Raw genomic sequence first — 26,233 nt, forward strand, 5'->3', positions numbered from 1 at the left:
ATCATAAAAATCCTATATCGCCAGTCATAAATATATTTCCTGACCACTCAATCAGTAACTTACCTCCTGGTAAATTTACTGAAGTTTGTTTAGTAGCCAAACACTTACGAAGTACAGATGCAACAAATGCCGCACAAGCTGCACTACCACATGAAGCAGTAATACCTGTTCCTCTTTCCCAAACTCTTAAGTTTATTTCTCCAGATTTTTCTATTTTTGCAATACTAACATTTGTTTTCTGAGGAAATAATTCGTGATTTTCTAGCTTTGGTCCTAAATTCTGCAATGGTATTTCGCTTATGTTATCAACAAAAAAAACTATATGAGGGTTACCAATATTTACTGCAACTGGCTCTTTCAGCATTTCAACCTCTATAGGTAGATAAAGGGAATCGTATTCACAAGAAAGAGGAATTTCATTCCATTTAAGCAGTGGTTTACCCATATTGACCTTTATTGATTTATCACCTACTTTAAAACATTCTAAGATACGATTATTTATCAGCTCAATAGTGATATATTCAGTACCTTTTTCTAACATTATCAAATATCCAACACAGCGTGCTGCGTTTCCACACATTTCAGCTCGACTACCGTCAGCATTGTAGATATGCATAAAGCAGTTTGCAGCATTAGACATTGTTATAATTATCACTTGATCACAACTGCCTTGATCAGCAATTTGTCTATAATTCCAGTCTAAATTCTTTGCTGAACGTGAGTCTATGATAACAAAACTATTGCCAGTACCGTGCATCTTTACAAACGGGATCTTGTCTGTTAGGTTACTTACCATTATAGCAAAATTATATAAGTGAAAATTTTTCTTCTAATTACAGCTGTTTTGTATTCTATAGTTTTCTGTAATGTGAGTGCTAAGTCAATACCGGAGAACAGCAAAATGCTCTTTTGGCAAACTGGAGTTAGAAAGGGAGCAAATGTTTTCAATAGAAAAGTTGATAGTGACTTAATCAAAGCAGCAAAGGAATACAAAATTGGTTTTATTCGTCTTGCTCCTGACAAATTTGAAACTACGCAACGTGACTTCCTCTTAGGTAATGCAGACAGTTATCAGGGCCTGATTCTCAAAGACCTGAAAGTTCTGAAAGATGTTTTAGATGCTTTTCATCAACAAAAAATACCAGTAGTGTTAACGATGCTTAGCTTACCTGGATCTAGGTGGAAGCAAAATAATAACGATAAAGATGATTTACGTTTATGGTCAGATCAAGCTTTTCAAAAACAAGCAGCAAAATTTTGGCAAGATCTTGCGAAAGAGCTTAAAGATCATCCTGCTATTGTTGGATATAATATCTTAAATGAACCACATCCAGAAAGGCTTTATAATACTGCAGATTCGGCTATTTATAACGTAGAACAAAGCAAAGTTCAGAAGAATCTATTTGGCTTTTATAGCAGCGTGGTAAACAGTGTCCGCCAAGTTGACTCAGAGACCCCAATAATACTTGATAGCAGCAGTTATGATGACTCTAATACTTTTAACAAATTTGAACCAGTTGATGATTCTAATATTCTTTATTCTTTTCACATGTATGAGCCCTTTGCTTATACAAATTTAAAATTAAACCAGGATAACTTTGCCTATCCTGGACATGTTCAATCTTTTGATGGAAAAAAAGTAGAGTATTGGAATAAAGATAAGTTAAAATTATATATAGAACCTGTAAAAATTTTCCAAGAGAAGTATAATATACCAGATTATCAGATCCTTGCTGGAGAGTTTGGCGGACATCGCTGTTCAAAAGGATTAGAGCACTATTTTCGAGATCTTACTTCTATTTTTAATGAATATAATTGGCACTTTGCTGTTTATGGCTTTCGAGAAGATATGTGGGATGGAATGGATTATGAATTGGGAAGTAAAAAGCTTTCATGAAAAGATTGGCAAGCAATTGAAGAGGGTAGGATGGAAAAAATTATTTGCCAGATAATCTAATTTTTAAGATATTAAAAAAAGAATGGTCAAGTCAGCTCGCTGGCCATTCGTCATAAAAAAATATTTCTTCTATTGGCTTTCTGTTCTTTTCTTTAACTTCGGCACCTTCTTCCTCGTAACCAACCGCTATCACTGACATTACATTAAAATCATCAGGTACATTAAACCTCTCTATTATTTTGTCTTTGTCAAATCCGCCCATCTGATGAGCCATTAAGCCTATAGCTGTAGCCTGTAGCATAAGTGCGTAATTTGCTGCACCAGTATCATGCTTAGCCCAAAAATTTCCCCCTTTGTCTGGCTTTCGGAAATTTTTAGCACTTAAAGATATGATTAACACTTGTACATCTTTTGCCCACTTTTGATTAGATTCATCAAGGCAATCGAACAATTTTTTCCATGCGCTTTGATTGTTCTGTTTGTTGCATATCACATATCGCCAAGGTTCATCACCAAAACACGAGGATGTTAGCCTTACAGCTTCTATTAAAATATCCATTTTTTTTTGAGATATTGCTTTTGTAGGATCGTATGAACGTCCACTGTGTCTTGCTTTCATCAACGATAATAGATCTTGTTTACTCATCATTTTTAAATAGTGCATAAATAATTCATTGTAGCGCAATATGAGCAAAATTTAAATTGCAAAACCTCTTATACACATATATTACATTTAGTAAGTTATTTCTATTGGGAAGATATGTTTATAACACAATCAAGCAGTAAGTCAACACTGGTTGAAATATTGTCTTGGGTTTTACTTTTATTCTTGATGGCTCAAATAAGCGTACCGTTGCAGCCTGTGCCTATCACATTGCAAACTTTAGGAGTAATGCTCATTGGGCTTAAATTTAACCGCAGAACAGCATTCTATTCTGTGCTTACATATCTATCACTTGGTGCAGCAGGATTTCCTGTTTTTGCGAATTTTTCTGGTGGTTATCACATTTTTCTTGGACCAACAGGTGGATATTTAATTGGCTGTTTAGCTGCTGTTATGGTAATGAACAAAGTAAATGAATTACTGAACTCTAAATATAAATCATTTGTGTGTAATTCTTTAAGTTGTCTGGCCGGTACAGCTGTAATCTTTATTTGTGGTGTTAGTTGGCTTTCTGTTTACTTTGGTCTGGAACGAGCAATAATGGTAGGTGTTTTACCATTTATCCTTCCTGGTTTGGTAAAAATTTTTCTACTTGTAGCAGCTTTGCAATATTTGAAAAAATGATAAAATTTCGTCCTCATCATTTCATGTGCACTCTTGCATTTCAAGGATATGGGTATTCTCAGGGTTTTGTAGAAAATTACAAAAAGATAGCAAGTAAAGTAATTAATGATCCTAATACTAAAATCGAAGTAGTTGATAATCTTGACACTATTTGCAGTGTTTGCCCAAACCAGACTAAACAAGGTAAATGTACCACACAAGCTAAAGTTTTAGAGCTAGATAGAAGGCATATGGAAATTTTAAGAATGAAAATTGGCGAGATTTTAACCTGGAATGAAGCAGTAAAAAGAATTAGAAAGAAAATGTCTTTAGAGAAATTTGACTACGCATGTGAGGAGTGTAATTGGCAACCATATGGAATGTGTAGAAGTGCTCTTTTAACTCATTCTAAATAGTATCTGCCAATTAATAATATCTTTATTATTATATTAGATAAGTAATGTAGCATTTATGAATTTGTAATGTGTTGCGTATAGTTCAAAGAAATAAGATTTACTGGTTACGCGCTGCAGCCAATGCCACAACACTAGGATCTATGTTTGTCTGCATGTTAATTTGCGTTGTGATTTTATGGAGGTCTTCTGTTACCTATGCTAGTGAAAATTTGGAGATACAGAAGGTCTTTGATAGTGTTGTCAAGCATATAAAAGCTGATAAAAAATATAAAGATCTTGATGTTATCGAGAGAAAAAGTGACAAATTTAATATCAAAATTTCGCAGAATTCTGGCAAGAATTTTGACATATACTCTATTTTAAAAAAAGCAAAAGATTCCTTTGAGTTAGGAGATAGTGAAACAGCTACTTCTCTCCTCAATCAGATTATCGCAAAATTTCCTTATCATGAAAGTGCTTTAATTGGACTAGGGAATATCTATTACGCTAACAAAGAATTTAAAAAAGCTGTAGAGATTTACACAAGACTGTTAAAAGAATATCCTAGCAACCCTTATGTATTAAAGAACTTTCTGACGATAATCTCACAATATGATCCTAATTTAGCATTGAGTGAAATGTTGAAATTGTATGATACACTCAGAAATAGCGCCCCTTTATCAGCAAATTTAGGTTTGATCTATATGAAAAAAGGGGATTACGTAAAAGCTAAAGAATATATGAAAGCAGCAATTTCTTTAGATCAAAACAATATTTTTTATACCTATAATTTAGCTGTTATTCTAGATAAGCTCTCAGATTTTAAAAATGCCACAGCATGTTATTCAAAATTGTTGAACATGTCAAAAAATGCAAGTGAAAGAATACCTTTATACAAGGTAGCAGCAAGACTAAAATTTATACAACTCCATAGTGCGCACCCAGCGATTCCATAAGAGTTGATTGTATCGCTATTTTTGTTTACAACAACAACATTGAACTATAGAATTATATCTAGAGGGGCAATTAGCTCAGCTGGTAGAGCATCTCGTTTACACCGAGGAGGTCGGCAGTTCAAGTCTGTCATTGCCCATTAGCCTAGTTGAATATTAATATTACAATTATTTCAATCAAAGTATAGAAAATGCAAGACAACATAGTACCAGTTTCAATAGTGAAAGAGCTAGAAGATTCTTATCTCTCCTATGCAATGAGTGTGATCATAAGTCGAGCTATACCTGATGTGCGAGATGGATTTAAACCTGTTCATAGGCGCATATTATACGCAATGTCGAGGGCTGGGTTCGATGCCGGTAAACCGTATAAAAAAGCAGCTCGTATAGTCGGGGATGTAATGGGAAAATATCACCCACATGGTGACATGGCTATCTATGACTCCTTGGTCAGGATGGCTCAAGATTTTTCTCTTCTTTTACCGCTTATCGATGGGCAAGGTAACTTTGGTTCAATAGATGGAGATCCGCCAGCTTCAATGCGATATACAGAAGCAAGGCTCCACAGAGTATCGCATTTTTTACTGAATGATATTGATGAAGATACAGTTGACTTCAGATCAAACTACGATGGAAATGAAACAGAGCCTGTTGTATTGCCTGCAGAATTTCCGAATCTATTGGTAAATGGTGCAAGCGGTGTTGCAGTTGGTATGGCAACCAATATTCCTTCTCACAACCTTGGAGAAATAATAGATGCTTGTATGTTATATATAGATAATCCTGAAGTTACTTTGGATGAGTTACTTGAAGTGATGCCAGGACCGGATTTCCCAACTGGAGGAACGATTCTTGGAAGGTCTGGAATAAGATCAGCATTTGCAACGGGTCGTGGATCAATTGTTGTGCAAGGCAAGACTCACATGGAAGACCTGCCACAAGATAGGCAAGCAATAGTGATTGATGAAATACCTTACCAGGTAAATAAAGTAAAATTAATTGAGAAGATAGGTGAGCTTGTAAAAGAAAAAAGAATTGATGGCATAACAGAAATTAGGGATGAGTCTGATAAGTCTGGTATTAGAGTAGTAATTGACCTCAGAAGAAATGCTGAAGCAAGTTTTATACTTAATCAAATATTGGGACTCACTCCACTAAGAAGTAGTTTTAGTGTTAACACTTTAGTCCTCAACAACAACAGGCCTGCTTTGATGTCGTTGAAAGAAATTATAGCTGCTTTTATTGATTTTAGAAAAGAAGTATTAATCAGGAGAACAGAGTTTCGTCTAAGAAAAACGAGGGAAAAAGCTCATATATATATAGGGCTCTACATTGCGGTCCTCAGCATAGATGAAGTGATAAAAATCATCCGTGGTGCAAAAGATCCTGCGGAAGCAAGTAGAGAACTTTTAAATAAAGAATGGAAAACTTCAGCTGAGATAAGCACAATTATTGGATTAATCTCAGACAGCACGAGCTTTTTGAAAGACGGAGTGTATAGATTAACTGAGCTGCAAACGAAAGCTATTCTTGACATGAAATTGCAACGTTTAACAGGCCTTGAAAAAGACAAATTAGAAGCTGAGCTAAGTTCAATGATTAACCTGATAAAAGAATATATCGCTTTTCTTGGTTCAGTAGAGAAGTTGATGAAAGAAATAAAAAACAATCTACAAGAAATAAAGAACAGATTTACTGTGCCGCGAAAAACTTCAATAGAAGAATCAGATATGGACATCGAAGCTGAAGATCTAATTCCACAAGAGGATATGGTAGTGACTGTAACTATGAATGGTTACATCAAACGTGTGAAACTCTCTCATTATAAAACCCAGCATCGTGGTGGAAAGGGAAAGCTAGGACAGGGATTAAAAGAGGAGGACGTAATTACAAAATTATTTGTTGGAAATACCCACACTAGTCTTTTATTCTTTTCTAATACTGGTCGAGTTTACAGATTAAAGGTTTATAAACTACCTCTTGCAGAACCAACTGCACGTGGAAGAGCACTTGTTAATATATTTCCGCTTAGCGATGGTGAAACAATAACTAACATTATGCCGCTTCCAAGTGAGAATGACGAAAATCAAAATATAGTTTTTGTTACTGCTCATGGGAACATAAGGCGTAACTCCTTAGCGGATTTTCACTATATTCCAAGCAATGGAAAAATAGCAATAAAGCTCGACGAAGGGGATAAGTTAATATCAGTTAAAGTATGTAGCGAAATTGATCATGTTCTACTTTCAACAACACTTGGAAAAAGCATCAGATTTGTTGTAAGCGATGTGCGTCAATTTAAGAGTCGTAATTCAGATGGCGTAAGAGGTATCAAACTTGCAAAAAATGACAGTGTGATATCCATGACCATACTAAACGGCATAGGTATTGTAACAGAAACAAAGGAGCTTTACTTAAGAGTTCCGCTTGCAAAAAGGGTGGAAGCTGTAACCAACAACTCAATTGATTCTAAATTGGAAAAAACTTTGAATGATTTAGGAATAGATAACAAACTGTTCTTAAAACTTGCAATGAATGAGGAGTTCATATTAACTATTACTGAAAATGGCTTTGGTAAAAGAACTTCTGCATACGAGTATAGGGTAACAAATAGAGGTGGTGTTGGTATTACAAATATCCTTACTACCGATAGAAACGGTAATGTTGTTGCTAGCTTTCCAGTTGAACAGGGTGATAATATTATGCTTATTACAGATAAAGGAAAGTTAATTCGTATTTCAGTAAATGATATCAGAATTGCAGGACGTAGCACTCAAGGAGTCACTCTGTTTAAAACAGAGAGTAGAGAAAAGGTGGTGTCAGTAGCGAAAATTGAGGATCCTGATTCCACTGAAGATAGTATTTCCGAAATTGAAAACTCTGTTTCTTCTTAACTGTATAGCAAAGATTAAGCAAATAGTGCAAATTTCTATTGATTAATCTATAGTATTTAAATTAAAATATATATCTATGTTCAAGTAGAGATTGATGGATAAGAAGTTAACTAAAAATAAAAAATCATTGACGAATGAGAAGAGTAAAAAAACATCTCTTGTTAAAGATTTTGCCAAAAATAAGAGTAGAAGAGATTTTATCATATTAACTACGTGTTCCATGGCAGGTATAGGAGCTGCAAGCGGTCTTTGGCCATTGGTTAAGTCTATGAATCCTTCTGCTGAGGTTTTAGCGATGTCTACGGTTGAGGTTAATCTATCTGATATTCAAGAAGGACAAGGAAAAAAGGTAAAATGGCAAGGTAAGCCAGTATTTATCCGTAAGCGCACAAAACAAGAGATTGAGGCTGCAAGAGACATAGATGTAGAAAATTTGAGAGATCCTGAATCAGATGAAAAAAGAGTATACAAAGGGAAAGATGAATGGTTAATTATGATTGGAATATGCACCCATCTTGGATGTGTACCAGTTGATCACGCTACAAAGGACGGCAACGGTTGGTTCTGCCCTTGTCACGGTTCATACTATGACACGTCAGGCCGAGTAATTGGAGGTCCCGCACCAAAAAATATGGTTATACCTGACTACTTTTTTCCAAGTGAAAATGTTGTAGTAATTGGCAAGAAGGCTTAACGGATTTGCACAATTAAGGTAGCGAAATATTGTATTTCAAGAAGCACACTGTCTTCGTGGGTAAAGCTTCAATTAAAAAAACCTGCATTTTACCAAGATTTTGAGTTATATATCTGTACCAACTCTTTATTATTGCTCGATGTATCGTTACTGTAGATATTTTCTTTGGCCATATTTTTGATAATTCTTATAAAATCATTATTATTACTATAACATATCAGGATGAGTTGGTGCTTTCCAGTCATCTATGTTATCACCACTAATTATTCCTATTTTTAATTTTTTAACTTCTTTTTTTTTACGTTGTTAAAACTTTCTTTCAAAATTCCAATATTATCCCTATTATCCGTAACTAGACCTTCAACCCTATCTATGTCATTAAACCATAGATCCATACTTTCTTGATTATCCTTCAACACGATATTCAATTCAGGAACAAATGTATCGTTTAAATCTTTAACTAATTTATCTAGAATTGTATGGACATAACCAACCGACACATTCTTTTCTTTATTGCTCTCAGAAGATTCAGGCTTAATTTTAACCTGTATGTCGTCTATTATTACTGCTAGAGTTAGCTTCGCCTATTTTACTTAATAATTCAAAGTCTTTTCCTGCTGCCTTCATACTGTAATCGCTCGTATTAACTCCTATAAAAATTAAAATTTTGAAACTAACTAGCTACATTGAAATGGTATTTAGAGACTGATATCAGTCCCTACCTTTTTTCTTATATGAATTCAGTATCAGCATATACAGACTGTGATTCCCATTCCACATCCTCAGCACCTACTGCTTGTTCGTTTTTGTTAAGTTTCTCCAACAGATTATCAGGTACATCATAAAACATACTATTTGCTATCTCCTGTGTTTCCTCTTCGCTACAAGCTACTATGTTCTTTTGCAACGCTTTATCGTAAAGTGAATCGATAATACTTCCTTCTCTATCTGAGAAATAGTATTTACCACTTTCGTCTCGCGTTACGTATTTATACAATACAGGTTGTGCAAGGAATTGTGGTCTACCATATTTAAAGCCTTCGTATTCTATATTAGTTACTACGTTTACTAGCTGATCATTAAGGTATATAAGAGAATTATCAGTGGCATCTTGTTTATACCGGATATTAGCTTCCAGACTTTGTCCCGATTCATTAAGACAAATATAAACTCTGTCATGAAATTGACACAAGTTTACGTTGAGCGTTAGCACCTCTATACTTTCATCATTCAGCGGTATAAAAGCAAGTTTAGCAATTTTGTATGGTTTACTCACATCAGCATTATCTCTGCCAGAAAAAGAGCTTTCTAAACAAACATTTTTGCTTGCATGGCATACCATTCCTTCTCTTACTACAAGAGATTTTCCGGGTACCATCTTAAAAATCTTTTTTTCTCCACTCATAAGTATTATCCAATAAATTTAATTATAACTATTCTAGCATTTATTGATTAATTTTTTATTGAATTGATATATATCGAGATTAATATAACAAACATTATACTTCTTGTATAATCTAAAAAAAACAACAATATAATACAAACAATCACAATTGCGGATTAACCAACAGCTCTCTTGGATAACTATATTAAAGGTTACAATATACCAAAGATAAAATAGTAGGTACAATGAGGTTTAAAAAAATAAGCAGGTTGGGAGATGTTGGCTAAAAGAAGTTAAGAAAAAAGCTAGAATTCGTTTTAGCCCTTATCTACATTTCAGTTCCACCAACAGTTATCGAATCGACCTTAAGTGTTGGCTGACCAACTCCAACAGACACATTTTGTCCGTCTTTTGAGCACGTACCAACACCAGGATCTAACTTTAGATCATTACCAATCATTGATACTTTTTTCAACACTGTTGGCCCATCACCAATTAGTGTTGCTCCTTTCACTGGCTGTGTAATTTTACCATTTTCTATTAGGTAAGCTTCTGAAGATGAGAAAACAAATTTTCCTGATGTTATATCAACTTGTCCACCACCAAAATTTACTGCATATAGGCCTCTTTTTACACTGGATATTATTTCTTCTGGTGCATATTTTCCTGCCAACATATAGGTGTTTGTCATGCGTGGCATAGTAACTTCTTTGTAACTTTCTCTTCTACCATTACCAGTTGGATTTACACCCATAAGTTTAGCGTTCATATGATCTTGCATATATCCTTTTAGAATTCCATCTTCTATAAGCACATTATAGCCAGGTAAAGTACCCTCATCGTCTATGCTAATAGAACCACGCAAATTAGGTAGAGTTCCATCATCAACTACAGTAATGTTACTGGCTGCCACCTGTTTACCCATAGAATTTGAAAATGCCGAGATTCCTTTACGGTTAAAATCGCCCTCAAGTCCATGACCTACAGCTTCATGCAATAATATCCCTGGCCAACCTGAACCTAAAACAACTGTCATCTCTCCAGCCGGAGCTGGAATTGCCTCAAGATTTACCAGCGCTTGCTCTAACGCTTGGTTTGCAACTTCTTTCCACTTCTTCTCAGAAACAAATTTATTATAAGATTCTCTTCCACCATGCCCTGCAGAACCTTTCTCCGCTCGGCCATTTTTCTCTACGATGACTAGTACATTAAAACGTACCAAAGGCCTAATATCGCTTAACCTGTGATCATCTTTTATTATTTGTACAACTTGCCACTCTCCATTTAGAGTTATTTTTACCTGCTTCACGCAATTATTCTTCGACCTTACATACTCATTAACCTCATTAAGTAGTTTAATCTTTGAGCTCAGGTCCATTTCATTTATGGGATTAATCGTTGAATACAGGCTTTTTGCCTCCTCATTTAAGTTTACTGAATTTGTTTTGCTTAAAGATGCTGAACTTTTTACCATGGAAGCAGCTTTACTAATTTCTTTTTCGCTAATCTCAGAAGAGCAAACAAAAGACGTACTATCTTCACAAAAAGACCTTAGACCAAATCCTCTTCTGGTATTCAAATCCATATGTTTTAATATATTATCATCAAAAATTAGGGATTCTGATTGGCAAAACTCTAAAAATAGCTCACCACCATCACTATTGCTCAAAGCGTTGTTGACTATTTTATATACATTATTAATATTAACATTGTTCTGAGCAAAAAATATTCGATCTAGATTTGGCATTACTTTTGAGCTAAAAACTATTTGAGTATATTATTTTATTTTAACATAGTAAATCACAAAAAGCCCGGGTGGTGGAATTGGTAGACGCGCTAGCTTCAGGTGCTAGTAACTTTTTAAGTTGTGGAAGTTCAAGTCTTCTCTCGGGCACTCTATATTAATTTTTGAGTTAATTAATGCTATAATATAACATATTTACTATACTTAAGTTTATGAGTTGCGACAAAGAGAGGCTTGTTTACAGAAAGAAAATAAGAACTTATTCAAAACGCTTAGTTACTGCACTATCTATTGCTTCTTTGAGTGGGTACATAGCAGCATTAGCCCTAAATATTTCTTCCTTAAGCTTGTATTTTACTATTGTCAGCACTATACTAAGTGCACTTTCGCTTGCTTTAAATATATGGTCATTAACTGATCATTTCAGGCAGCGTGACCTTAATAAGCAACTCGATACTTCTCGGCAAGAGAAATTAATGAAGATCTACCTCGACATTAAATCTAACGTTTCATTTTTAATAGGAGGAATAATATATATATTGCCTCTCGAATCTCCTATTATTCCTTTCATTTCTACTGCTTTTTTTATTCTAGGTTGTACCTTTATGGCAGCCAATTTCATTCGAACTATGATTAGTCAGCCGCAAATAGATGAAACCAAAACCTCAAAGCTAGTGAACATTCAATCTGCAATAGCTCCCTGTATTATTACATGTTAATAAGTTAGCTTATTTAACTTGACAAATTACGCCACCCCCCTTACTATGATAGTGAGAGTATTTATCCTTGTTTTTAATCTCTGCAGATTTAACAACAAAATCCAGTAAAAAACTCAGGTATATATTGGCAGATTACATAAAATTATAGCGGCTGCATGTCTTTTTTATTTTTTCTACATTCAGCCAAAACACGCTTATTTTAAGCGTTAGCACATTATTACAACGCCAGTTTAAATTATTATAGGGTCAAAACTCGCTATACGGGGGTTCTTTTGTCTTTTTTTACTTAGTAAATTTCTTAATATTTGTAGCTAAAGTAATTCAGCGTGGGACACACAACCGCACTAACGTTTATTTTTGAAGGTACTATTTATATAGTAGATGGTCACTGGAATCCAGCTTTTTCATAATCATCAAAACATTGATTACTTTTATACTTGTAAATTTAACTAGATCCCAGTGTCTAGCACTGGGATGACAGCATTATAAAGGAATCAATGTCAGATACTTGAATGACATCACTATAAAGTAGATTCCTGTGCTGAAATAGAGGCTACTTAAGTGACAAGATAGATAGAATTGGCATGAATTGGATTTGAGTAACTCAAATGACCAATGAAAACTGTAACCCTAAACATTATTATGCACTAAATGATAATTTTCATACACTTGTCATGGTAGTCGTGAAAGAAATAATTCATACAATAAGCATGAATGAAATAATTGACATGATTTGGAAATTTATATATTATAAAGTATTAATAGTTAGTTAATTTGTAGGTGTAATATGGCTAGAAATATTTTGAATGAAAATGAGTACCACGCTTTAAAGCAGTTGTTTTTAACATTTGATATTCAAAAGGAGGATGTGGTAAATTCTGATATTGAGAATATTAAGAAAAAGTTTAGTAAACAATATCGTGAATTATCGTTAAAATATCACCCAGATAAAAATCCAGGCAATAAAGAAGCAGAGGAGCAATTTAAGGTTATTGCACAAAATAAACCATTTTTTGAAGAATTTGTAATAGAGCCGTTGGAGAAGGGTTTAAACAAAAGGAACAATTTAATGAAAGAATTACGTGGTAAGTTATGGAACCATAGTTATAAGGAATTGCAAAAATATCTAGATGATAAGAGTAGAAATAGAGCCTTGAATAAGCAGCATTCAATTAACAATAATATAATTGCTTATTCAAAATATTCTTCTTATTCAAATCCCTTAGGAAGTATTTTAGTATCCTTCACATCCATTGCATTTTTTATAAGCAATGGTGTTACCTATAATGTCCCCTTAGCAGTAGGTTTTTTTGCTCCTTTTTGTTAGCAAATTTGTTTTGAGTTCAGCTATCGCGAGCATTTATATTAGAAATGGAAAAGAGTTTAATAAGCAGACTAATATTCTATTATTGTTTAACTTTGACCAAGAATGCAAAGATTTTTCAGAAAGCGATAGAACTAAATTAAAGTGGCTAAAAAATTCACTTATTTTGAGCAACATAATCTGTACATCTTTAATGTTTTCCGGTGTGGGATTAGATTTAGTTGCCAACGGCTTTGGTATAACTAACTCTATGATGTTATCCGGATTATTACTTTCATTACCATTCACGCTTTTAATTGTTACTTCACCTATTTTAAATGCTGCAAGTGAGTATACTTTCAAAAAGACAGTCATAAATTCAATTGAGGAGCAATTTAAAGGTAGTGATCCACTTTTAGAACAGCTAAATAGTACCATAAATCCCGATAGTGTTCACGCTTATGGAAGAGAGCAAGTTGTGTAATGCGTTTATTGTCCTTGGGTGAATTGATAGCTATTCTCCATACTCAAATCTCTGGCTAAAAATAACGAGCCACAGATTAGTATGGTTTTGACGTTTTGAATAGAGGCTTTCAATATGTGATTTGATATCGCATCGCCGATTGATTCACATTCAATAGCGTTTATTCCTATATTATTAGCTCCTTCTCTGATTAAATCTGTACTTGTTGCTTTAGGTTCAGATTTAACACAAACTGCGCATAGTAGTTTGATGTATGGCTTTAAGTGCTCTAAGAACTCTGCCACATTTCTATTGCGAGTGATACCAAAGATCATATAAACACCTTCAGGAAAATTGTCTCTTACCCACTTAGCTAACACTCTGGCACCATCATTGTTGTGCGCGCCATCTAGAAATAATTGCCAATCTTTTGGTAATAAAGAAATTAAATTACCTTCTTTTATAGACTCTAGCCGCGCAGGCCAATAAGTGCTCTGTAAACCTGAAGCAATGTCCTCTTCTCCAATATCAAATCCATATTTTCCACTTAAAATGCTACATGCTGCAATAGCATTTCCTGCATTGATTATTTGGTGATCACCCTTTAAAGATGGCAAAGAAAATTCTATTGATTGAATAGTCGATTGAAAGACCATTTTGTTATTCTGTTTTTCGCAATTCCATTCAAGTCCTCCTCTATACAGAGGAGATTTCTTATTTATTGCATGATGTTCTAATGTGTTCATTATAGATTTTTCTTGTGGTGCTATTACGCAAGGAACATTAGGTTTCATTATTCCAGCCTTTTCACCTGCTATGGTTTCTATGGTAGGACCAAGATATTCTGTATGGTCAAGGGCAATGGAAGTGATGATCGTTAGGATCGGATTATCTATAACATTTGTTGCATCAAGCCTTCCACCCAGACCCACTTCAACTAAAGTAATATCAGCTTTATGACGAGAAAAAGCTAAGAAAGCTGCAATTGTTGTGGCCTCAAATAGAGTGATAGGTTGTTCCGCAACTATTATACGGCATTCTTCCAGTGAGTTGTGTAATTCACTATCATCGACATCAGTGCCTGCAACAACTATTCTCTCATTAAAATTCACTAAATGTGGAGAGGTGTACGTATGAACTTTATACCCTGCTGCTTGCATTATATATCTTATAAACGATAGCGTTGATCCTTTGCCATTAGTGCCAGCTATGTGAATTATTGGCGGTATTTTTTTCTCGGGATTACCCAATTTATTTAGAAAGCTTTTTATGCGATCAAGAGAAAAATCCTTTGGCCTACTGCCAATCGGCTTAGGCCAATGAGGCATGTATATCATAAATTATTGTTACGTTTTAATTCATCTATTACACTTGCCATGCCATTCGTGTCGATCTTTTCACTAAATTGAGAACGTTGATTAATAGCAATACTTATTCCACTCATTACAACATCGTTTATTAAGAAAGAACTGTCACTTTTAGTAACCTTAAAGTCAATATTTGTAAATTCCTCATCACCATAAGAAAATCTTGTTCCTATCAGACAAGTTTCATCGTCAACTGCTTTTGTACTCATTATAATCATTTCACTATTATTTATGTATTTATACAAAATTTTAGCGCACAAACGCGCGAGATATACTTCATATTCTTTTAGAAACTCTTCTTTTTCTTTCTGAGTAGATAAATTCCAATATTTCCCTATTACAAATCGAGATATTTCTTTGAGGTTAACATTATTCTGAATGATCTTCCGAAGCTTTTCGTGTATATGTTCTGAATTTTTTCTATTCCCTTTCATAGACGTATTATCTACTTGCTGCTTCATGGCAAGCACAAAAGTTCTGTGACCTATACAACTCGCGTAAGCACTTGAGGATATTAAAATAAAAATGGTTAAGAGCTTAATAACATTCATAAGATATATTTATTAGCTATGATACTTAAAATGCAAAATTTAACAAAGGCAAAATAATAGTCGCTAGCTCTAACATACCTATAGACATACTCTATATAAATAATCTATAATTAATAGGGGTCTGTGCTATACGTTGTGAGTTAAGTTAAATTTCCCGAGCGATAATTTCTGATCAAGGGGATTGCCTCTGTTAATTTCATTGAAATTAGTATGTGATACCCACCTTAACTTTAGGTCTCAGGAATCTACTAAGACTGACGGTAGATATGGATCCCATTTTTATTATTCAGGTTTATGTTACACCAATATAAAGAACAAGGTGTTTTTTTCTGTTCATCTCGTGAGATATTTCAAGTTGTAATTGACGTTGAGAAGTATCCTGATTTTGTTCCTTGGTGCAAAGCTGTTCATATAAAAGAAAAAACTGATAGCCAAATGACTGTGGATCTCCTTGCAGCTTTTCATGGCATTAAAGGAAGTTACACATCAGAAGTGACCTCCCTTGCTCCAAATGGAATAAATGAAAGTTGGATAAAAGCTGTGTCCTCAAATGGAATATTTAAACATTTATACAACGAGTGGAAATTCACTTCTATGAACGAAAGTAAAACTATGGTAGAGTTCTATATAGAGTTTGAATTTAAATCCAACTTGTTTTCCACTTTATTAAACTCAGTGTATAAATACACACAAAGCAGAATAATTGCTGCATTCAAAGATAGAGTAGAAAGCGTTACCGAGAAAAAGTTATCTTGACATTATTCATATAAATGCATTATTTTTTTTAATAAGTTAAGTGTTTCTATTGTAATGATCTTTAGATTATTGTTTTTACTAATTTTTATAAGTGTTAGTTCTTATGCAGCTATTGAACAAAACTTACCCAACACTCAAAAAACTGATGAAATAACACCAAAAGAACTACTGTCGCTATTGACTGATGATAAATTATTAGGAGACCGAAAAGCGCCAATTTTAGTGATAGAATATGCTTCGCTCACTTGTTATCACTGTTCTCTTTTTCATAAGAAAGTTTTTCCTAAAATCAAAGAGAAGTACATAGATACAGGTAAGATGTTATACATATTCCGTCATTTTCCTCTAGATTACAGAGGATTAAAAGCTGCAATGCTAAGTTATTGTTATGAAAAAGAAGAAGACTATTTTAATTTTAACAAAGCTGTGTTTAATGCAATAGAATCGTGGAACTACTCTAATTTTAGTGATTTAACTATACTACAAAAAATTGCTGCACTAAGCAATTTGAAGCAAGATGTATTTAACCAATGCATTAATGATAAAAAGATGATGGACAAAATTATAAATGATAAATCACTTGCAATTAATAAGCTTGATATCACAGCTACTCCTGTATTCATTATCAAGCTTAACGATGACAAATCATACGTAGAGAATGGTAAAGTCAAACATGAAGGATATAGAGAGCTGGAGTACTTCACTAATGTAATAGATGAGTTATATGGAAAAGCTATAGTGAAGTAATAACACTGTAGCTTACCATATAAAAACCCTATGCTGAATCATTACTTTTTGATACTGTTTGTTGCTTTTTACGCTCAAACTCTCTTTTTTTACTGTGCCAAGCATAATAATACATAGCAATTTTATTCTCTATTAATACTATCGTTCCATCATAAAATTGGACCATATCCATAACTTTTTTCTGAGCTTCGTTAAAGCGTTCTTTGTACTTCTCGCGATAAGCTGGATTGTTCAGTAATTTCACTCCTTCATTATTATTAGACTTCTTGCTTAACGTTTCAACTTCGTTAGCAATGTTATAAGACATATAACCCCCTCTCATTGATTATAAAAATTACATTTTAAGAGAGATGTAAATAAACGATCCCTTAATTCTAGTATAACAATTGGTTATTATACTAGTTAACCATAGTAAAATATATAATAATCTTTGTCACTTAAAATTTTACTTTATAAAATAACAACTTAAAATAAAAAATTTTATTATTCTTAACTCTATTGTTATATTTATAAATCTTATATAGATTAAACCTCCTTAGTTTATATTATAAAACTTAATGCGTCATAACTTTAGCAGAAAATCGTTGTACATAAGAAGCTTATTTGCAAAAGAGTATAAAAAAATAGAAGAACATTGTACTCTTGATAAGAAACAACGTATTCAAATCACTCCTGAAGAAGGAAAATTATTAAATTTATTTATCAAAATCCATAAAGTTAAAAGCATAGTTGAAATTGGCACGTTATATGGTTATTCGTCAATTTGTATGGTAAAAGCTTTACCGAAAGATGGTCATATATATACAATAGAAAATAATCCTCAACACTCAAGAATAGCAAAAAAAAATTTTAGTGCTTTTAATCTAAGTGATAAAATTACTCTAATAGAAGGTGATGCACTGGAAAAAATTAATGAATTATCAGCAAAGGCACCATTTGACATGATATTCATCGATGCTGACAAAAGTAGTTATCCTAAGTATTTAGATTGGGCGGAGTCATACATTAAACAAGATGGGCTAATCGTTGCAGATAACACTCTATTATTTGATACAGTATTTTTAGAATCTCCTCCAAAAGAAGTATCAGAAAAGTCATGGCATGCTATGAGAGAGTTTAACGATAGATTGTCAGATGAAAAAAAATATTTCTCCATATTGATTCCTACTGACGAAGGAATGACTGTAGCTTTAAAACTAACGCAAGTTAAAAATCAAGGTCAGCGTAATGTCTAGGGGGAGTTAAGCCAAAAACTCTCTCTAATAATATTTCTCGAAAACAAGGCCTTGATTTAACAATGGAGTACCATTCTTTTAAAATCTTACTTTTTTCCCATGGGAAACTATTTACGTAGTCTATTATAGAAATATGTGATGCTAAAGTAATATCGGCTAAAGTGAACTTATCGGTTGCAAGCCAAACGTTCTTGTTAATTAAGTGTTCGATGTATTCCATATGGCAAGGCAGGTTATGCTGAGCTGCATGAAGAAATCTAGAGTCAGGGCTGCGGTTAGTAATTACTTTTTCATTCATAATATACTTAGTAACTTCATTGTAAAATTTGCTATCGAACCAATTGATTAAAGCGCGTATTTTAGACTTAATAATAGTTGATGAACCAAGTAATTTGACGTCACTATTGTAAGTCTCTTCTATATATTCACAAATGGCATTACTATCCGCTATTACAAAGTTATTATCTATTAATACTGGTACTTGTCCGATTGGATTGATCTCCATGAATTCATTCCGCTTTTCCCATGGATTTTCATATACCAAATCACAACTCAGCTTTTTTTCCTTGAGAAGAGCTCTAACTTTTCGTGAAAACGGACAAAGAGGAAAATGATATAAAATCATAATATTCCTCTTTTGTTATTCCAATACCTATATGTTGTCATTCCAGTACGTGACATTGGAATCCAGCTTATTTCATTATGGACATTACTTTTAACATATATTCCTAGAATCCATTGTCCATTGTGTAATTTCCAAATATTTTTATACTTGGATCCCAGTACAACTGTACGAACATTGTAGTTTGAGAGCAATCCCCACCGGAAGGGTGTCATTTCAGTGATTGACACTGGAATCCAGTTCTTATTATACAACAGCCTAATGTATTCATTTAAAATTAAGTTTTCTGGATCCCAGTGTCTGGGTACTGGGATGACAGAAGAAGAGTATTTTAGGTAACAGCTGTTTACTCCAAAGTAATGTTGTAAAAGGTCTAACATATAAATTATAAGACTAATATAGAATATACCTTGCTAAAAAAAAAAAAAAGTATAACCTTTTATAAGGTATGCAGGCAAAAATTCTGTAACTTGGTCAGGTCAGAAATGAAGCAACCATATCAGAATCTTTTTGGGTTGCATACCTATTTGTACTATTTGTTTTATTCTAGGCTATGAACATAGCATTAAAATATCGTCCTAATAGCTTTAAAGATTTAGTAGGTCAAGATATATTGGTGCGTATAATAAAAAATGCTTTTACTCTCAACAAAATTCCACAATCTATACTGCTTTCTGGTAGCAGTGGAATTGGTAAAACCACCACTGCAAGAATAATAGCTTTATGCTTGAACTGCTCATTGGGGCCAACTTTTGAACCTTGTGGATCATGTACAAGTTGTCTGGCAATAAAAAATTCAAGCCATCCAGATGTGGTTGAAATCGATGCGGCAAGTCACACTAGTGTTGAGGATGTTAGAGCGATCTTGGGAGATATTTGCTATTTACCAATAAGTTCTAAATTTAAAGTTTACATTATAGATGAAGTACACATGTTATCCAGTAATGCATTTAATGCATTACTTAAAACTCTAGAAGAACCACCATCTAGCGTAAAGTTTATTCTAGCAACTACAGAAATAAAAAAGATACCAATAACTATTGTTGCACGTTGTCAAAGGTTTGACTTACATAACATTCCTTCAGCTAAGATAATGGAGCGTTTAAATGATATTGCACAAAAAGAAAATTATTTTATTGAAAAAGAAGCATCGGAATTAATTGCGCACCACTGTAGCAATTCAATGCGTAACGCTTTATTTCTGATGAATCAAGCAGTGCTATATAGCAAAGATGGTACAATATCCACTCAAAGTGTTACAGACATACTTGGTCTAGTAGATAGAAACGTTATATTTGATCTACTGGAAGCAGTATTAGACAGTGATTTACAGAAGGCTTTGTTAGCATTCGACAATGTGGTAAAAACAGCAAATCCGCTCAATATTTTTGAAGATCTACTGCAAACAATCCAGTTAATATGCCGTTTTTTAATTACAAAAGAGATTGATACAGAATATGAGAAGAGCAGAGTAAAAGATTTGAGTGCAAAAAAGTCTTTAATATTTTTTTCGAGATTGTGGAGGGTGCTGCTTAAGGGTATTCAAGATATAAAGGTTTCAACATGCAATGAAATTGCCGCTGAAATGATATTAATTAGCCTTTGTTATCTTTCTGATTTGCCTTCTCCGGAACAGGTGATCAAAAAAATTCTTTCACAGAATGTAGAGCAAGGAAATAGACAGGGCAGACCTGTTGCACCTTCCCCCTCTGTCATCCAAGTAGCTGACTACTCGGATCCAAAAAAATATGTGGAAAAACCCCACTCTGTCATCCCAGTGCGTGACACTGAGATCCATGTAAAAAATAAACAACAAAATTACGATTTTGATAAGATTTTGCAACTATTAAGGCGGAGTAACCAAATTTATCTTTACAAACAACTGTGTAGTAATCTAAAATTAATAGATTGTAAATTTGGGTATTTAAAATTAAAAGCTGTATCTAACTTGAACAGTAATTTTTGTAATGACTTGAAAAGTTACTTAAATCAAGCTACTAATCAGGAGTGGGTTATTATAGTTGATACGAGTTATATGAATAGGGAAGTGAGTAATTTAAATTATGCACCTGTAGTTAAGGATATATTAAATACGTTTAAAGGTGCAAAGGTAGTTAATATAGAAAATAAGGAGTAGGTTGTGGATTTCAGTCAAATAATGAAGCAAGCACAAGAAATGCAAAAAAAGCTTGCGGAAGCCCAAGAAAAATATATTGGAAAAGAGTTTCAAGGTATTTCTGGTGGTGGCAAAGTTTCTGTATTAGTGGAAGTTATAAAAATAGGTGGCTATAAAGCTAAAAAGGTAAACATAGACTTAGAGCTTATGAGAAATGAAGAAAAAGACATAGTAGAAGATTTAGTGACAGCAGCGTTTAATGATGCCATTAAAAAAGCAGAAGAAGATATGGCAAATGCAACCTCTGATCTTGCAGGTATGATGGGGTTACCACCTGGATTTAAACTTCCTTTTTAAATTTACTACTGAAGTTTGCCTTAATGCGGTAACTAAGTGTTTTCCTTTTATACTAGTACTTCCATGAAGTACATTCATATTACTGCATGAATATGCAGCAATTCACAATGATGAATGCAGATCAGAAGATAAAAAGACATTAGTGAAATAGGTGTCAGAAGATCAAGAGTAAAAAAAGTAGAGTAACTCTATTTATTAATTAATAAAATCTTTGTATTTTCCTAAAAGTTAGTTAAGATACAGAAGGTTTTGTGTTATTAAGTTAGCACTTGACTTAACTTTAGTTATTATTTAGACTGCTAAAGTGGAATTTTAATTTTTTTAACGAGGGCAATTATGCATTATAAAAAGTTTTTTTCGGCAGCTGCTTTAGTGACGTTGCTAAGCCTATCAAACTCTGCTTTTTCATCAGATCCTATTGGTCCAATAAGTGATGAAGAAACTAGCTACTACGTTCGTTTACAATACAACGGTGAAATTTTACCTTTTTATACAAAAGTTGATGGTATTACAAATGCAACAGGTAAAGAAAAGGATAGTCCCTTAACAAGATCTTTTATAGCTGGTGGTGGTGCATTTGGTTATAAAATGGATGACATTAGAGTTGATGTTGAAGGGCTTTACTCACAATTGGCTAAAGATACAGCTGTAGTAAATACTTCTGAAACAAATGTTGCAGACAGTTTAACAGCATTTTCAGGATTGGTTAACGTTTATTACGATATAGCGATTGAAGATATGCCTATCACTCCATACGTTGGTGTTGGTGTTGGTGCAGCATATATCAGCAATCCTTCAAAAGCTGATGCAGTTAAAGATCAAAAAGGATTTGGTTTTGCTTATCAAGCAAAAGCTGGTGTTAGTTATGATGTAACTCCAGAAATCAAACTCTTTGCTGGAGCTCGTTACTTCGGTTCTTATGGTGCTAGTTTTGATAAGGCAACTAAGGATGATACTGGTATCAAAAATGTTGTTTACAGCACTGTTGGTGCAGAAGCTGGAGTAGCGTTTAATTTCTAGTCTATCTTTGTCTTATTATCCCAGTGGGTTTTTCTTGTCATTCAAGTAGTATGACACTGGGATCTAGAAAAAAGAAATGTGAATTCCAGTGTTTGAGCACTGGAATAACACATTATTTATTTAATGTAGTTTTTATCGTTACACGCTGGCAACTTTAATTCTACATTTAGGTAGCTGTTGTTAAGATCTCAACTAGATATAAAGTTATGCTTTTTTAATTAAAGCTTGAATTTTTTACTGAAAATCAATATATTATATGTATAGAGTTTTAATTTAAGTTATTATGTTGACCCCAGTAGCAAATTTATGTGTTAATAGTAGCACTAATCTCATGCAATATATTGCTGAAGTGCGAAAATTTCCTATGCTTTCCCAAGAAGAGGAAGTGCGATTAGCAAAAAATTGGCAAGAATACCAGGATATTTCTTCTGCTCACAGGTTGATTACTAGCCATTTGAATTTGGTAGTAAAAATTGCAATGAAATTTAAGAATTACGGTCTATTGTTGATGGACCTGGTCATGGAAGGAAATATGGGTTTAATGCATGCAGTAAAAAAGTTCAATCCTGATTTAGGGTTTCGTTTTTCAACTTATGCAGTATGGTGGATTGAAGCTTCAATGAAAGACTTTATATTAAAATCTTGGTCACTTGTAAAAATAGGTACAACGCAAGCACAAAGGAGATTGTTTTTTAGTTTACGTAAAATAAAAAAAAGAATTTTACAATACACAAACAGAGAAACTTTGAGTAAAGAAGAAATAAAAGCAATATCAAATGAGCTTTCTGTATCTGAAGAAGATGTTGTACAGATGAGCTATCGTCTGGCTTGTAAGGATCAGTCGTTAAATAATTGTATAAAAATAGGTGATGACTCTAAAAAGGAGTTACAAGATATGATTCCGTGTAATTTAGTTAGTCAAGAAGTAGCTTACCAGAATCATGAAGAAAAGGCATTAAAAGAAACAATCTTAAGCAATGCATTAGCAAGTCTTAATGAAAGATCATCAAGGGACATTTTTATTAACAGATATTTGTCTGAGAATACTCAGACTTTGGATGAGCTTAGCAAAAAATATTGTGTTTCAAGAGAAAGAATAAGACAGCTGGCTGAGCAAGCGATGAGTAAGGTAAAACAACATATAAAATCAGAGAGTTTGAAATTTGGTTTGCATGCGTAGTCTTTTCGTATTTCTAATATTTCTTTCAATAGACACTCTTGCATCGGTTAGTAATGTACAACTGAGCGAAAAATATAAAGACTGGTTTGTTTATACTGCATTGGAAGATGGTGAAAAAGTGTGTTATATTGTATCTCATCCTAAGAAAAAAAGTGAACATTATACAGCCGATCGCAAGCCGTATGTAATGGTCAGTTACGTTGATAAAAAAGCAGATGAGGTGAGCGTCACTTCTGGCTTTCAGTATAATAATGAGCCTGTAGTTCTCAATATCGATAAAAAAATTAAATATCAATTGCCAATAATACAGGGAAGTCTTGCGTGGACAGATGATACAAAAATGGACCAAGATTTGATTCTAAAAATGAAGCAGGGATTATCAATGGTAGTTAATGGAAAAGTAAAAACAGCAAATGTTGATGATACTTATTCCTTGCTTGGGTTTCAAAAAGCTTACCAAAAAATGCACGACTTATGCCATACAAAGTAAATTATTGATCACTAAAGTATAAGATAGGCTGTTTTGTCTCTCAGACAAAAATATGGATATCACTTTACATAGAATATGAATATCATTTAAAATATATTTTTGAGAATTAATATGTCAAAAATTGTAGATATAGGAATCAAAGAACAAAGTTCTGTGTGTGAACAAATGCGTTTTAGTGTAAGTCGTGCAAGTCTTTTAAATACGCTATCCAGAGTGAGCGGGGTGGTTGAAAGGCGCAACGCGATAGATGTTTTAGCGTGTATAAATATCAAAGCACAACATGGCAGCATAAAGCTAAAGGCTACCGATCTTGACATTTCAATATTTGCCTCACTTACTGCAAATGTATCAGCAGAAGGAGAAGTGAAAATCTCAGCACATACTTTACATGACATAGTGAAAAAATTGCCAACTAATTTGGATGTCAATTTCGAAATGAATAATCAAGGAAAATTATTGATATCCTGTGGAAATGCAAATTTTTCTTTACCGAACGTAGTTTCAAATAACTTCCCTGTTCTTGAAGAAGGTGATCATCAATACGATTTCACTCTACTAAGTGCAGATTTGGTAGACTTGTTGACTAAAACGAAGTTTGCTGTGTCGCTGGATGATACAAGGTATAATTTAAACGGGATATATCTGCATACAGATGAGCAATTTCTGTACTGCGTTGCAACTGATGGCCACCGTTTATCATGTATAAAAAGGCCTAAACCTGAAGATATCAACGGCGAATTTGGGGTGATCATTCCACGTAAAACTATCATGGAATTATTGAAAGTATTGGGTGATTGTAATGAGATTAATATAAAGCTTTCAGATAGAAAAATCAAATTTACATGTGGTGAATATGTTCTAATATCAAAATTGATAGATGGGACTTTTCCAGATTACAAAGCTGTCATTCCAACGTCTCAAGATAAACAAATGATTGTTGAGAGTAGTAAGCTTGCTAGCGTTATAGATCGGGTTTCTGTTGTTGTGTCCGATAAAATAAAATCCATTAAATTTTCATTGCAAAAGAATTTATTAACTCTGCATTCAAACTCTCAAGAGTGTAGTGATGCAACTGAGTCTATAGAGGTGGATTACGATGGAGCTCTTATGGAAGTAGGATTTAATTCTCGTTATTTGCTTGATGCTTTATCTTGTATAAAAAACAAATGTAAGGTCAGCTTATCAGATGGTAATAGCGCTACAATTATCACTGATGAAGATGATCCAAGTGCACTATATATAGTAATGCCAATGAGGACTTAAGCTAGTAATCTATCTTTACTAAGTATAAGCCGTGAGACGGCGCAGTGACCCCAGCGGCGTTTCTTTTACATTGACTTAATATGTTTAGCATTTCTTGTGGATTAGTTCTATTTTCTCCAAATTCAACTAAAGTACCAACAATAATCCTCACCTGTTTATGTAAAAAGGAAATCGCAGATATTTTTATGTATATGTGACTTCCGTTTTGTACTATATCAATATCATCGATTGTTCTGACCGGATTTGTAGCTTGACAATCTTTTGAGCGAAAGCTTGAAAGATTATGTTTTCCAAGCAGGTGTCTAGCAGCTTCACGCATGATGTTTACGTCAAGTGGGTTAAATACTTGCCACACATAACCAGTTTCGAGAGCTGCAGGAGCGTAGCGATTAATTATTCTATATTCATAATATCTTTTTTTTGCTGAAAATCGTGCATGAAATGCATCATCTACAGCTTCTGCACTAAGCACAACTATAGGAATCGCTTTTAGGTGATAGTTTATTCCATTTCTTATTCTGTAAAGCTCAAATTGCCTTTCCATATTGAAATGAGCAACTTGCCCTAAAGCATGAACCCCTGTGTCAGTTCTGCCACCACAATGCAAAGAGACTCTCTCGCCACTGAAATTAAATATAGCGTTTTCTATGGTTTCCTGAATTGAGTTAGCAGAGTGTTGTTGCTTTTGCCAGCCAGAGAAACCACTACCATTGTATTCTATCGTTATTTTGTATCGCACTACAAAGTCTATCTATCTTAATATAATTTAGTTCACTAACGTTCTTCGTTATTAAAAAACCCTTGGCAGATTGTTTG

The 26,233-nt window shown here is 33.7% G+C and carries 27 protein-coding genes, 2 tRNA genes, 2 other RNA genes and 2 pseudogenes; 22 read left to right on the plus strand and 11 right to left on the minus strand.

Features of this window, described 5'->3' with window-relative positions; translation table 11 throughout:
- Position 1: 1 nt before the first annotated feature.
- Entirely contained in the window at positions 2 to 796 is a 795-nt protein-coding gene (gene dapF, locus BBB02_RS03090; protein WP_127463942.1) for a diaminopimelate epimerase, read from the minus strand.
- Between the two features lie 72 nt (positions 797 to 868).
- Here dapF and BBB02_RS03095 point away from each other — a divergent pair, with 72 nt between their 5' ends.
- Positions 869 to 1,897 carry a glycoside hydrolase family 5 protein gene (locus tag BBB02_RS03095; protein ID WP_245970051.1) on the plus strand — a complete coding sequence of 343 codons (1,029 nt, stop codon included), beginning with the start codon at positions 869 to 871 and terminating at the stop codon, positions 1,895 to 1,897.
- A 91-nt stretch (positions 1,898 to 1,988) separates the two neighbouring features.
- On the opposite strand, the gene BBB02_RS03100 is transcribed toward BBB02_RS03095, so the two are convergent.
- Positions 1,989 to 2,561, minus strand: coding sequence for a nitroreductase family protein (locus BBB02_RS03100; protein ID WP_127463943.1), 573 nt, complete (start codon positions 2,559 to 2,561; stop codon positions 1,989 to 1,991).
- A gap of 96 nt (positions 2,562 to 2,657) precedes the next feature.
- Here BBB02_RS03100 and BBB02_RS03105 point away from each other — a divergent pair, with 96 nt between their 5' ends.
- The 6 genes from BBB02_RS03105 to petA all read left to right on the plus strand — a co-directional run bounded on the left by BBB02_RS03105 (position 2,658) and on the right by petA (position 8,100).
- Positions 2,658 to 3,185 (plus strand): biotin transporter BioY, encoded by a 528-nt coding sequence (locus BBB02_RS03105; protein WP_127463944.1) that lies wholly within the window; start codon positions 2,658 to 2,660, stop codon positions 3,183 to 3,185.
- Complete coding sequence (locus BBB02_RS03110) at positions 3,182 to 3,580, plus strand: DUF1284 domain-containing protein (protein WP_127463945.1); 399 nt, start codon at positions 3,182 to 3,184, stop codon at positions 3,578 to 3,580. Before BBB02_RS03105 ends, BBB02_RS03110 begins: the two co-directional genes overlap by 4 nt.
- Before the next feature lie 68 nt (positions 3,581 to 3,648).
- The gene (locus BBB02_RS03115; protein WP_010403952.1) at positions 3,649 to 4,515 is read left to right on the plus strand and encodes a tetratricopeptide repeat protein; all 867 of its coding nucleotides are present in this window, start codon (positions 3,649 to 3,651) and stop codon (positions 4,513 to 4,515) included.
- 64 nt (positions 4,516 to 4,579) lie between these two features.
- A tRNA-Val gene (locus tag BBB02_RS03120) sits at positions 4,580 to 4,652 on the plus strand.
- Between the two features lie 51 nt (positions 4,653 to 4,703).
- Positions 4,704 to 7,406: a DNA topoisomerase (ATP-hydrolyzing) subunit A gene (gene gyrA, locus BBB02_RS03125; RefSeq protein WP_127463946.1), complete on the plus strand. Its 2,703-nt coding sequence runs from the start codon at positions 4,704 to 4,706 to the stop codon at positions 7,404 to 7,406.
- Between the two features lie 94 nt (positions 7,407 to 7,500).
- Positions 7,501 to 8,100, plus strand: a complete 600-nt coding sequence (petA, locus tag BBB02_RS03130) for a ubiquinol-cytochrome c reductase iron-sulfur subunit (protein ID WP_127463947.1) — start codon at positions 7,501 to 7,503, stop codon at positions 8,098 to 8,100.
- A gap of 275 nt (positions 8,101 to 8,375) precedes the next feature.
- Here the strand turns inward: petA and BBB02_RS03135 are convergent, their stop codons facing one another.
- From BBB02_RS03135 to tldD, 3 genes are all read right to left on the minus strand, one after another.
- A complete protein-coding gene (locus tag BBB02_RS03135; RefSeq protein WP_127463948.1) occupies positions 8,376 to 8,600 on the minus strand; it encodes a hypothetical protein in 225 nt (74 codons plus the stop codon).
- A gap of 230 nt (positions 8,601 to 8,830) precedes the next feature.
- Positions 8,831 to 9,505, minus strand: coding sequence for a hypothetical protein (locus tag BBB02_RS03140; RefSeq protein ID WP_127463949.1), 675 nt, complete (start codon positions 9,503 to 9,505; stop codon positions 8,831 to 8,833).
- A 307-nt stretch (positions 9,506 to 9,812) separates the two neighbouring features.
- A complete protein-coding gene (gene tldD, locus BBB02_RS03145) occupies positions 9,813 to 11,231 on the minus strand; it encodes a metalloprotease TldD (RefSeq protein WP_127463950.1) in 1,419 nt (472 codons plus the stop codon).
- Between the two features lie 62 nt (positions 11,232 to 11,293).
- Here tldD and BBB02_RS03150 point away from each other — a divergent pair.
- The 4 genes and pseudogenes from BBB02_RS03150 to BBB02_RS06420 all read left to right on the plus strand — a co-directional run bounded on the left by BBB02_RS03150 (position 11,294) and on the right by BBB02_RS06420 (position 13,734).
- Positions 11,294 to 11,378, plus strand: a tRNA-Leu gene (locus BBB02_RS03150).
- Positions 11,379 to 11,440: 62 nt separating this feature from the next.
- Positions 11,441 to 11,947 carry a hypothetical protein gene (locus BBB02_RS03155; protein ID WP_127463951.1) on the plus strand — a complete coding sequence of 169 codons (507 nt, stop codon included), beginning with the start codon at positions 11,441 to 11,443 and terminating at the stop codon, positions 11,945 to 11,947.
- A gap of 853 nt (positions 11,948 to 12,800) precedes the next feature.
- Positions 12,801 to 12,941 (plus strand): annotated as a pseudogene (locus BBB02_RS06725) (DnaJ domain-containing protein); the annotation flags it as partial.
- A 343-nt stretch (positions 12,942 to 13,284) separates the two neighbouring features.
- Positions 13,285 to 13,734, plus strand: coding sequence for a hypothetical protein (locus BBB02_RS06420; RefSeq protein ID WP_245970054.1), 450 nt, complete (start codon positions 13,285 to 13,287; stop codon positions 13,732 to 13,734).
- Positions 13,735 to 13,739: 5 nt separating this feature from the next.
- Here BBB02_RS06420 and BBB02_RS03165 read toward each other — a convergent pair whose 3' ends face one another.
- Both BBB02_RS03165 and BBB02_RS03170 read right to left on the minus strand, forming a co-directional pair.
- Positions 13,740 to 15,050, minus strand: coding sequence for a bifunctional folylpolyglutamate synthase/dihydrofolate synthase (locus BBB02_RS03165; RefSeq protein WP_127463952.1), 1,311 nt, complete (start codon positions 15,048 to 15,050; stop codon positions 13,740 to 13,742).
- Positions 15,047 to 15,631, minus strand: coding sequence for an MlaC/ttg2D family ABC transporter substrate-binding protein (locus tag BBB02_RS03170; RefSeq protein ID WP_179947083.1), 585 nt, complete (start codon positions 15,629 to 15,631; stop codon positions 15,047 to 15,049). Before BBB02_RS03170 ends, BBB02_RS03165 begins: the two co-directional genes overlap by 4 nt.
- A 115-nt stretch (positions 15,632 to 15,746) precedes the next feature.
- On the opposite strand from BBB02_RS03170, the gene ssrS reads away from it, so the two are divergent.
- The 3 genes from ssrS (at position 15,747) to BBB02_RS03185 (ending at position 17,134) form a co-directional block, all read left to right on the plus strand.
- Positions 15,747 to 15,908: non-coding RNA, 6S RNA (gene ssrS, locus BBB02_RS03175), on the plus strand.
- Positions 15,909 to 15,925: 17 nt separating this feature from the next.
- Positions 15,926 to 16,387, plus strand: a complete 462-nt coding sequence (locus tag BBB02_RS03180; protein WP_127463953.1) for a type II toxin-antitoxin system RatA family toxin — start codon at positions 15,926 to 15,928, stop codon at positions 16,385 to 16,387.
- Positions 16,388 to 16,441: 54 nt separating this feature from the next.
- Positions 16,442 to 17,134 (plus strand): thioredoxin domain-containing protein, encoded by a 693-nt coding sequence (locus BBB02_RS03185; RefSeq protein WP_127463954.1) that lies wholly within the window; start codon positions 16,442 to 16,444, stop codon positions 17,132 to 17,134.
- A 28-nt stretch (positions 17,135 to 17,162) separates the two neighbouring features.
- Here BBB02_RS03185 and BBB02_RS03190 read toward each other — a convergent pair whose 3' ends face one another.
- Entirely contained in the window at positions 17,163 to 17,441 is a 279-nt protein-coding gene (locus BBB02_RS03190) for a DUF2671 domain-containing protein (protein ID WP_017532317.1), read from the minus strand.
- A gap of 250 nt (positions 17,442 to 17,691) precedes the next feature.
- Here BBB02_RS03190 and BBB02_RS03195 point away from each other — a divergent pair, with 250 nt between their 5' ends.
- The gene (locus tag BBB02_RS03195; protein WP_006013497.1) at positions 17,692 to 18,369 is read left to right on the plus strand and encodes an O-methyltransferase; all 678 of its coding nucleotides are present in this window, start codon (positions 17,692 to 17,694) and stop codon (positions 18,367 to 18,369) included.
- Here BBB02_RS03195 and BBB02_RS03200 read toward each other — a convergent pair.
- Both BBB02_RS03200 and BBB02_RS06770 read right to left on the minus strand, forming a co-directional pair.
- On the minus strand, positions 18,341 to 18,994 hold the full coding sequence (locus BBB02_RS03200) for a glutathione S-transferase family protein (RefSeq protein WP_006013494.1): 654 nt from the start codon (positions 18,992 to 18,994) through the stop codon (positions 18,341 to 18,343). The two genes, BBB02_RS03195 and BBB02_RS03200, sit on opposite strands and share 29 nt — an antisense overlap.
- A gap of 203 nt (positions 18,995 to 19,197) precedes the next feature.
- Positions 19,198 to 19,320, minus strand: a pseudogene (locus BBB02_RS06770) (WPE palindromic element domain-containing protein); the annotation flags it as partial.
- Between the two features lie 109 nt (positions 19,321 to 19,429).
- Between BBB02_RS06770 and ffs the strand changes: the two are divergent.
- The 7 genes from ffs to dnaN all read left to right on the plus strand — a co-directional run bounded on the left by ffs (position 19,430) and on the right by dnaN (position 25,417).
- Positions 19,430 to 19,528: signal recognition particle sRNA small type (gene ffs, locus BBB02_RS03210), an RNA gene on the plus strand.
- Positions 19,529 to 19,544: 16 nt separating this feature from the next.
- On the plus strand, positions 19,545 to 21,128 hold the full coding sequence (gene dnaX / locus BBB02_RS03215; RefSeq protein ID WP_127463956.1) for a DNA polymerase III subunit gamma/tau: 1,584 nt from the start codon (positions 19,545 to 19,547) through the stop codon (positions 21,126 to 21,128).
- 21 nt (positions 21,129 to 21,149) lie between these two features.
- Positions 21,150 to 21,464: a YbaB/EbfC family nucleoid-associated protein gene (locus BBB02_RS03220; RefSeq protein WP_006013488.1), complete on the plus strand. Its 315-nt coding sequence runs from the start codon at positions 21,150 to 21,152 to the stop codon at positions 21,462 to 21,464.
- 336 nt (positions 21,465 to 21,800) lie between these two features.
- Complete coding sequence (locus tag BBB02_RS03225; RefSeq protein ID WP_127463957.1) at positions 21,801 to 22,484, plus strand: P44/Msp2 family outer membrane protein; 684 nt, start codon at positions 21,801 to 21,803, stop codon at positions 22,482 to 22,484.
- Between the two features lie 283 nt (positions 22,485 to 22,767).
- A complete protein-coding gene (locus tag BBB02_RS03230) occupies positions 22,768 to 23,664 on the plus strand; it encodes an RNA polymerase factor sigma-32 (protein WP_127463958.1) in 897 nt (298 codons plus the stop codon).
- A complete protein-coding gene (locus BBB02_RS03235; RefSeq protein WP_019078627.1) occupies positions 23,657 to 24,154 on the plus strand; it encodes an invasion associated locus B family protein in 498 nt (165 codons plus the stop codon). The genes BBB02_RS03230 and BBB02_RS03235 overlap by 8 nt, the downstream gene beginning before the upstream one ends.
- Positions 24,155 to 24,265: 111 nt before the next feature.
- A complete protein-coding gene (gene dnaN, locus BBB02_RS03240; protein WP_127463959.1) occupies positions 24,266 to 25,417 on the plus strand; it encodes a DNA polymerase III subunit beta in 1,152 nt (383 codons plus the stop codon).
- A 1-nt stretch (position 25,418) separates the two neighbouring features.
- On the opposite strand, the gene truA is transcribed toward dnaN, so the two are convergent.
- The gene (gene truA, locus BBB02_RS03245; RefSeq protein WP_127463960.1) at positions 25,419 to 26,156 is read right to left on the minus strand and encodes a tRNA pseudouridine(38-40) synthase TruA; all 738 of its coding nucleotides are present in this window, start codon (positions 26,154 to 26,156) and stop codon (positions 25,419 to 25,421) included.
- Positions 26,157 to 26,233 lie beyond the last annotated feature (77 nt).

Source organism: Wolbachia endosymbiont of Bemisia tabaci, assembly GCF_003999585.1.
Taxonomy (GTDB): Bacteria; Pseudomonadota; Alphaproteobacteria; order Rickettsiales; family Anaplasmataceae; genus Wolbachia.

What these genes read in the sequence shown, in the direction of transcription:
- BBB02_RS03220 (WP_006013488.1), top strand. Translation starts at nt 21,150, where the DNA reads ATGAAGCAAGCACAAGAAATGCAAAAAAAGCTTGCGGAAGCCCAAGAA.
- BBB02_RS03165 (WP_127463952.1), bottom strand. Translation starts at nt 15,050, where the DNA reads ATGATATACATGCCTCATTGGCCTAAGCCGATTGGCAGTAGGCCAAAG.
- BBB02_RS03195 (WP_006013497.1), top strand. Translation starts at nt 17,692, where the DNA reads ATGCGTCATAACTTTAGCAGAAAATCGTTGTACATAAGAAGCTTATTT.
- BBB02_RS03180 (WP_127463953.1), top strand. Translation starts at nt 15,926, where the DNA reads ATGTTACACCAATATAAAGAACAAGGTGTTTTTTTCTGTTCATCTCGT.
- BBB02_RS03170 (WP_179947083.1), bottom strand. Translation starts at nt 15,631, where the DNA reads ATGAATGTTATTAAGCTCTTAACCATTTTTATTTTAATATCCTCAAGT.
- tldD (WP_127463950.1), bottom strand. Translation starts at nt 11,231, where the DNA reads ATGCCAAATCTAGATCGAATATTTTTTGCTCAGAACAATGTTAATATT.
- BBB02_RS03225 (WP_127463957.1), top strand. Translation starts at nt 21,801, where the DNA reads ATGCATTATAAAAAGTTTTTTTCGGCAGCTGCTTTAGTGACGTTGCTA.
- BBB02_RS03200 (WP_006013494.1), bottom strand. Translation starts at nt 18,994, where the DNA reads ATGATTTTATATCATTTTCCTCTTTGTCCGTTTTCACGAAAAGTTAGA.
- dnaN (WP_127463959.1), top strand. Translation starts at nt 24,266, where the DNA reads ATGTCAAAAATTGTAGATATAGGAATCAAAGAACAAAGTTCTGTGTGT.
- BBB02_RS03155 (WP_127463951.1), top strand. Translation starts at nt 11,441, where the DNA reads ATGAGTTGCGACAAAGAGAGGCTTGTTTACAGAAAGAAAATAAGAACT.
- BBB02_RS03100 (WP_127463943.1), bottom strand. Translation starts at nt 2,561, where the DNA reads ATGCACTATTTAAAAATGATGAGTAAACAAGATCTATTATCGTTGATG.
- BBB02_RS03185 (WP_127463954.1), top strand. Translation starts at nt 16,442, where the DNA reads ATGATCTTTAGATTATTGTTTTTACTAATTTTTATAAGTGTTAGTTCT.
- BBB02_RS03230 (WP_127463958.1), top strand. Translation starts at nt 22,768, where the DNA reads ATGTTGACCCCAGTAGCAAATTTATGTGTTAATAGTAGCACTAATCTC.
- BBB02_RS03235 (WP_019078627.1), top strand. Translation starts at nt 23,657, where the DNA reads ATGCGTAGTCTTTTCGTATTTCTAATATTTCTTTCAATAGACACTCTT.
- BBB02_RS03110 (WP_127463945.1), top strand. Translation starts at nt 3,182, where the DNA reads ATGATAAAATTTCGTCCTCATCATTTCATGTGCACTCTTGCATTTCAA.
- petA (WP_127463947.1), top strand. Translation starts at nt 7,501, where the DNA reads ATGGATAAGAAGTTAACTAAAAATAAAAAATCATTGACGAATGAGAAG.
- BBB02_RS03140 (WP_127463949.1), bottom strand. Translation starts at nt 9,505, where the DNA reads ATGAGTGGAGAAAAAAAGATTTTTAAGATGGTACCCGGAAAATCTCTT.
- dnaX (WP_127463956.1), top strand. Translation starts at nt 19,545, where the DNA reads ATGAACATAGCATTAAAATATCGTCCTAATAGCTTTAAAGATTTAGTA.
- gyrA (WP_127463946.1), top strand. Translation starts at nt 4,704, where the DNA reads ATGCAAGACAACATAGTACCAGTTTCAATAGTGAAAGAGCTAGAAGAT.
- dapF (WP_127463942.1), bottom strand. Translation starts at nt 796, where the DNA reads ATGGTAAGTAACCTAACAGACAAGATCCCGTTTGTAAAGATGCACGGT.
- BBB02_RS03105 (WP_127463944.1), top strand. Translation starts at nt 2,658, where the DNA reads ATGTTTATAACACAATCAAGCAGTAAGTCAACACTGGTTGAAATATTG.
- BBB02_RS03190 (WP_017532317.1), bottom strand. Translation starts at nt 17,441, where the DNA reads ATGTCTTATAACATTGCTAACGAAGTTGAAACGTTAAGCAAGAAGTCT.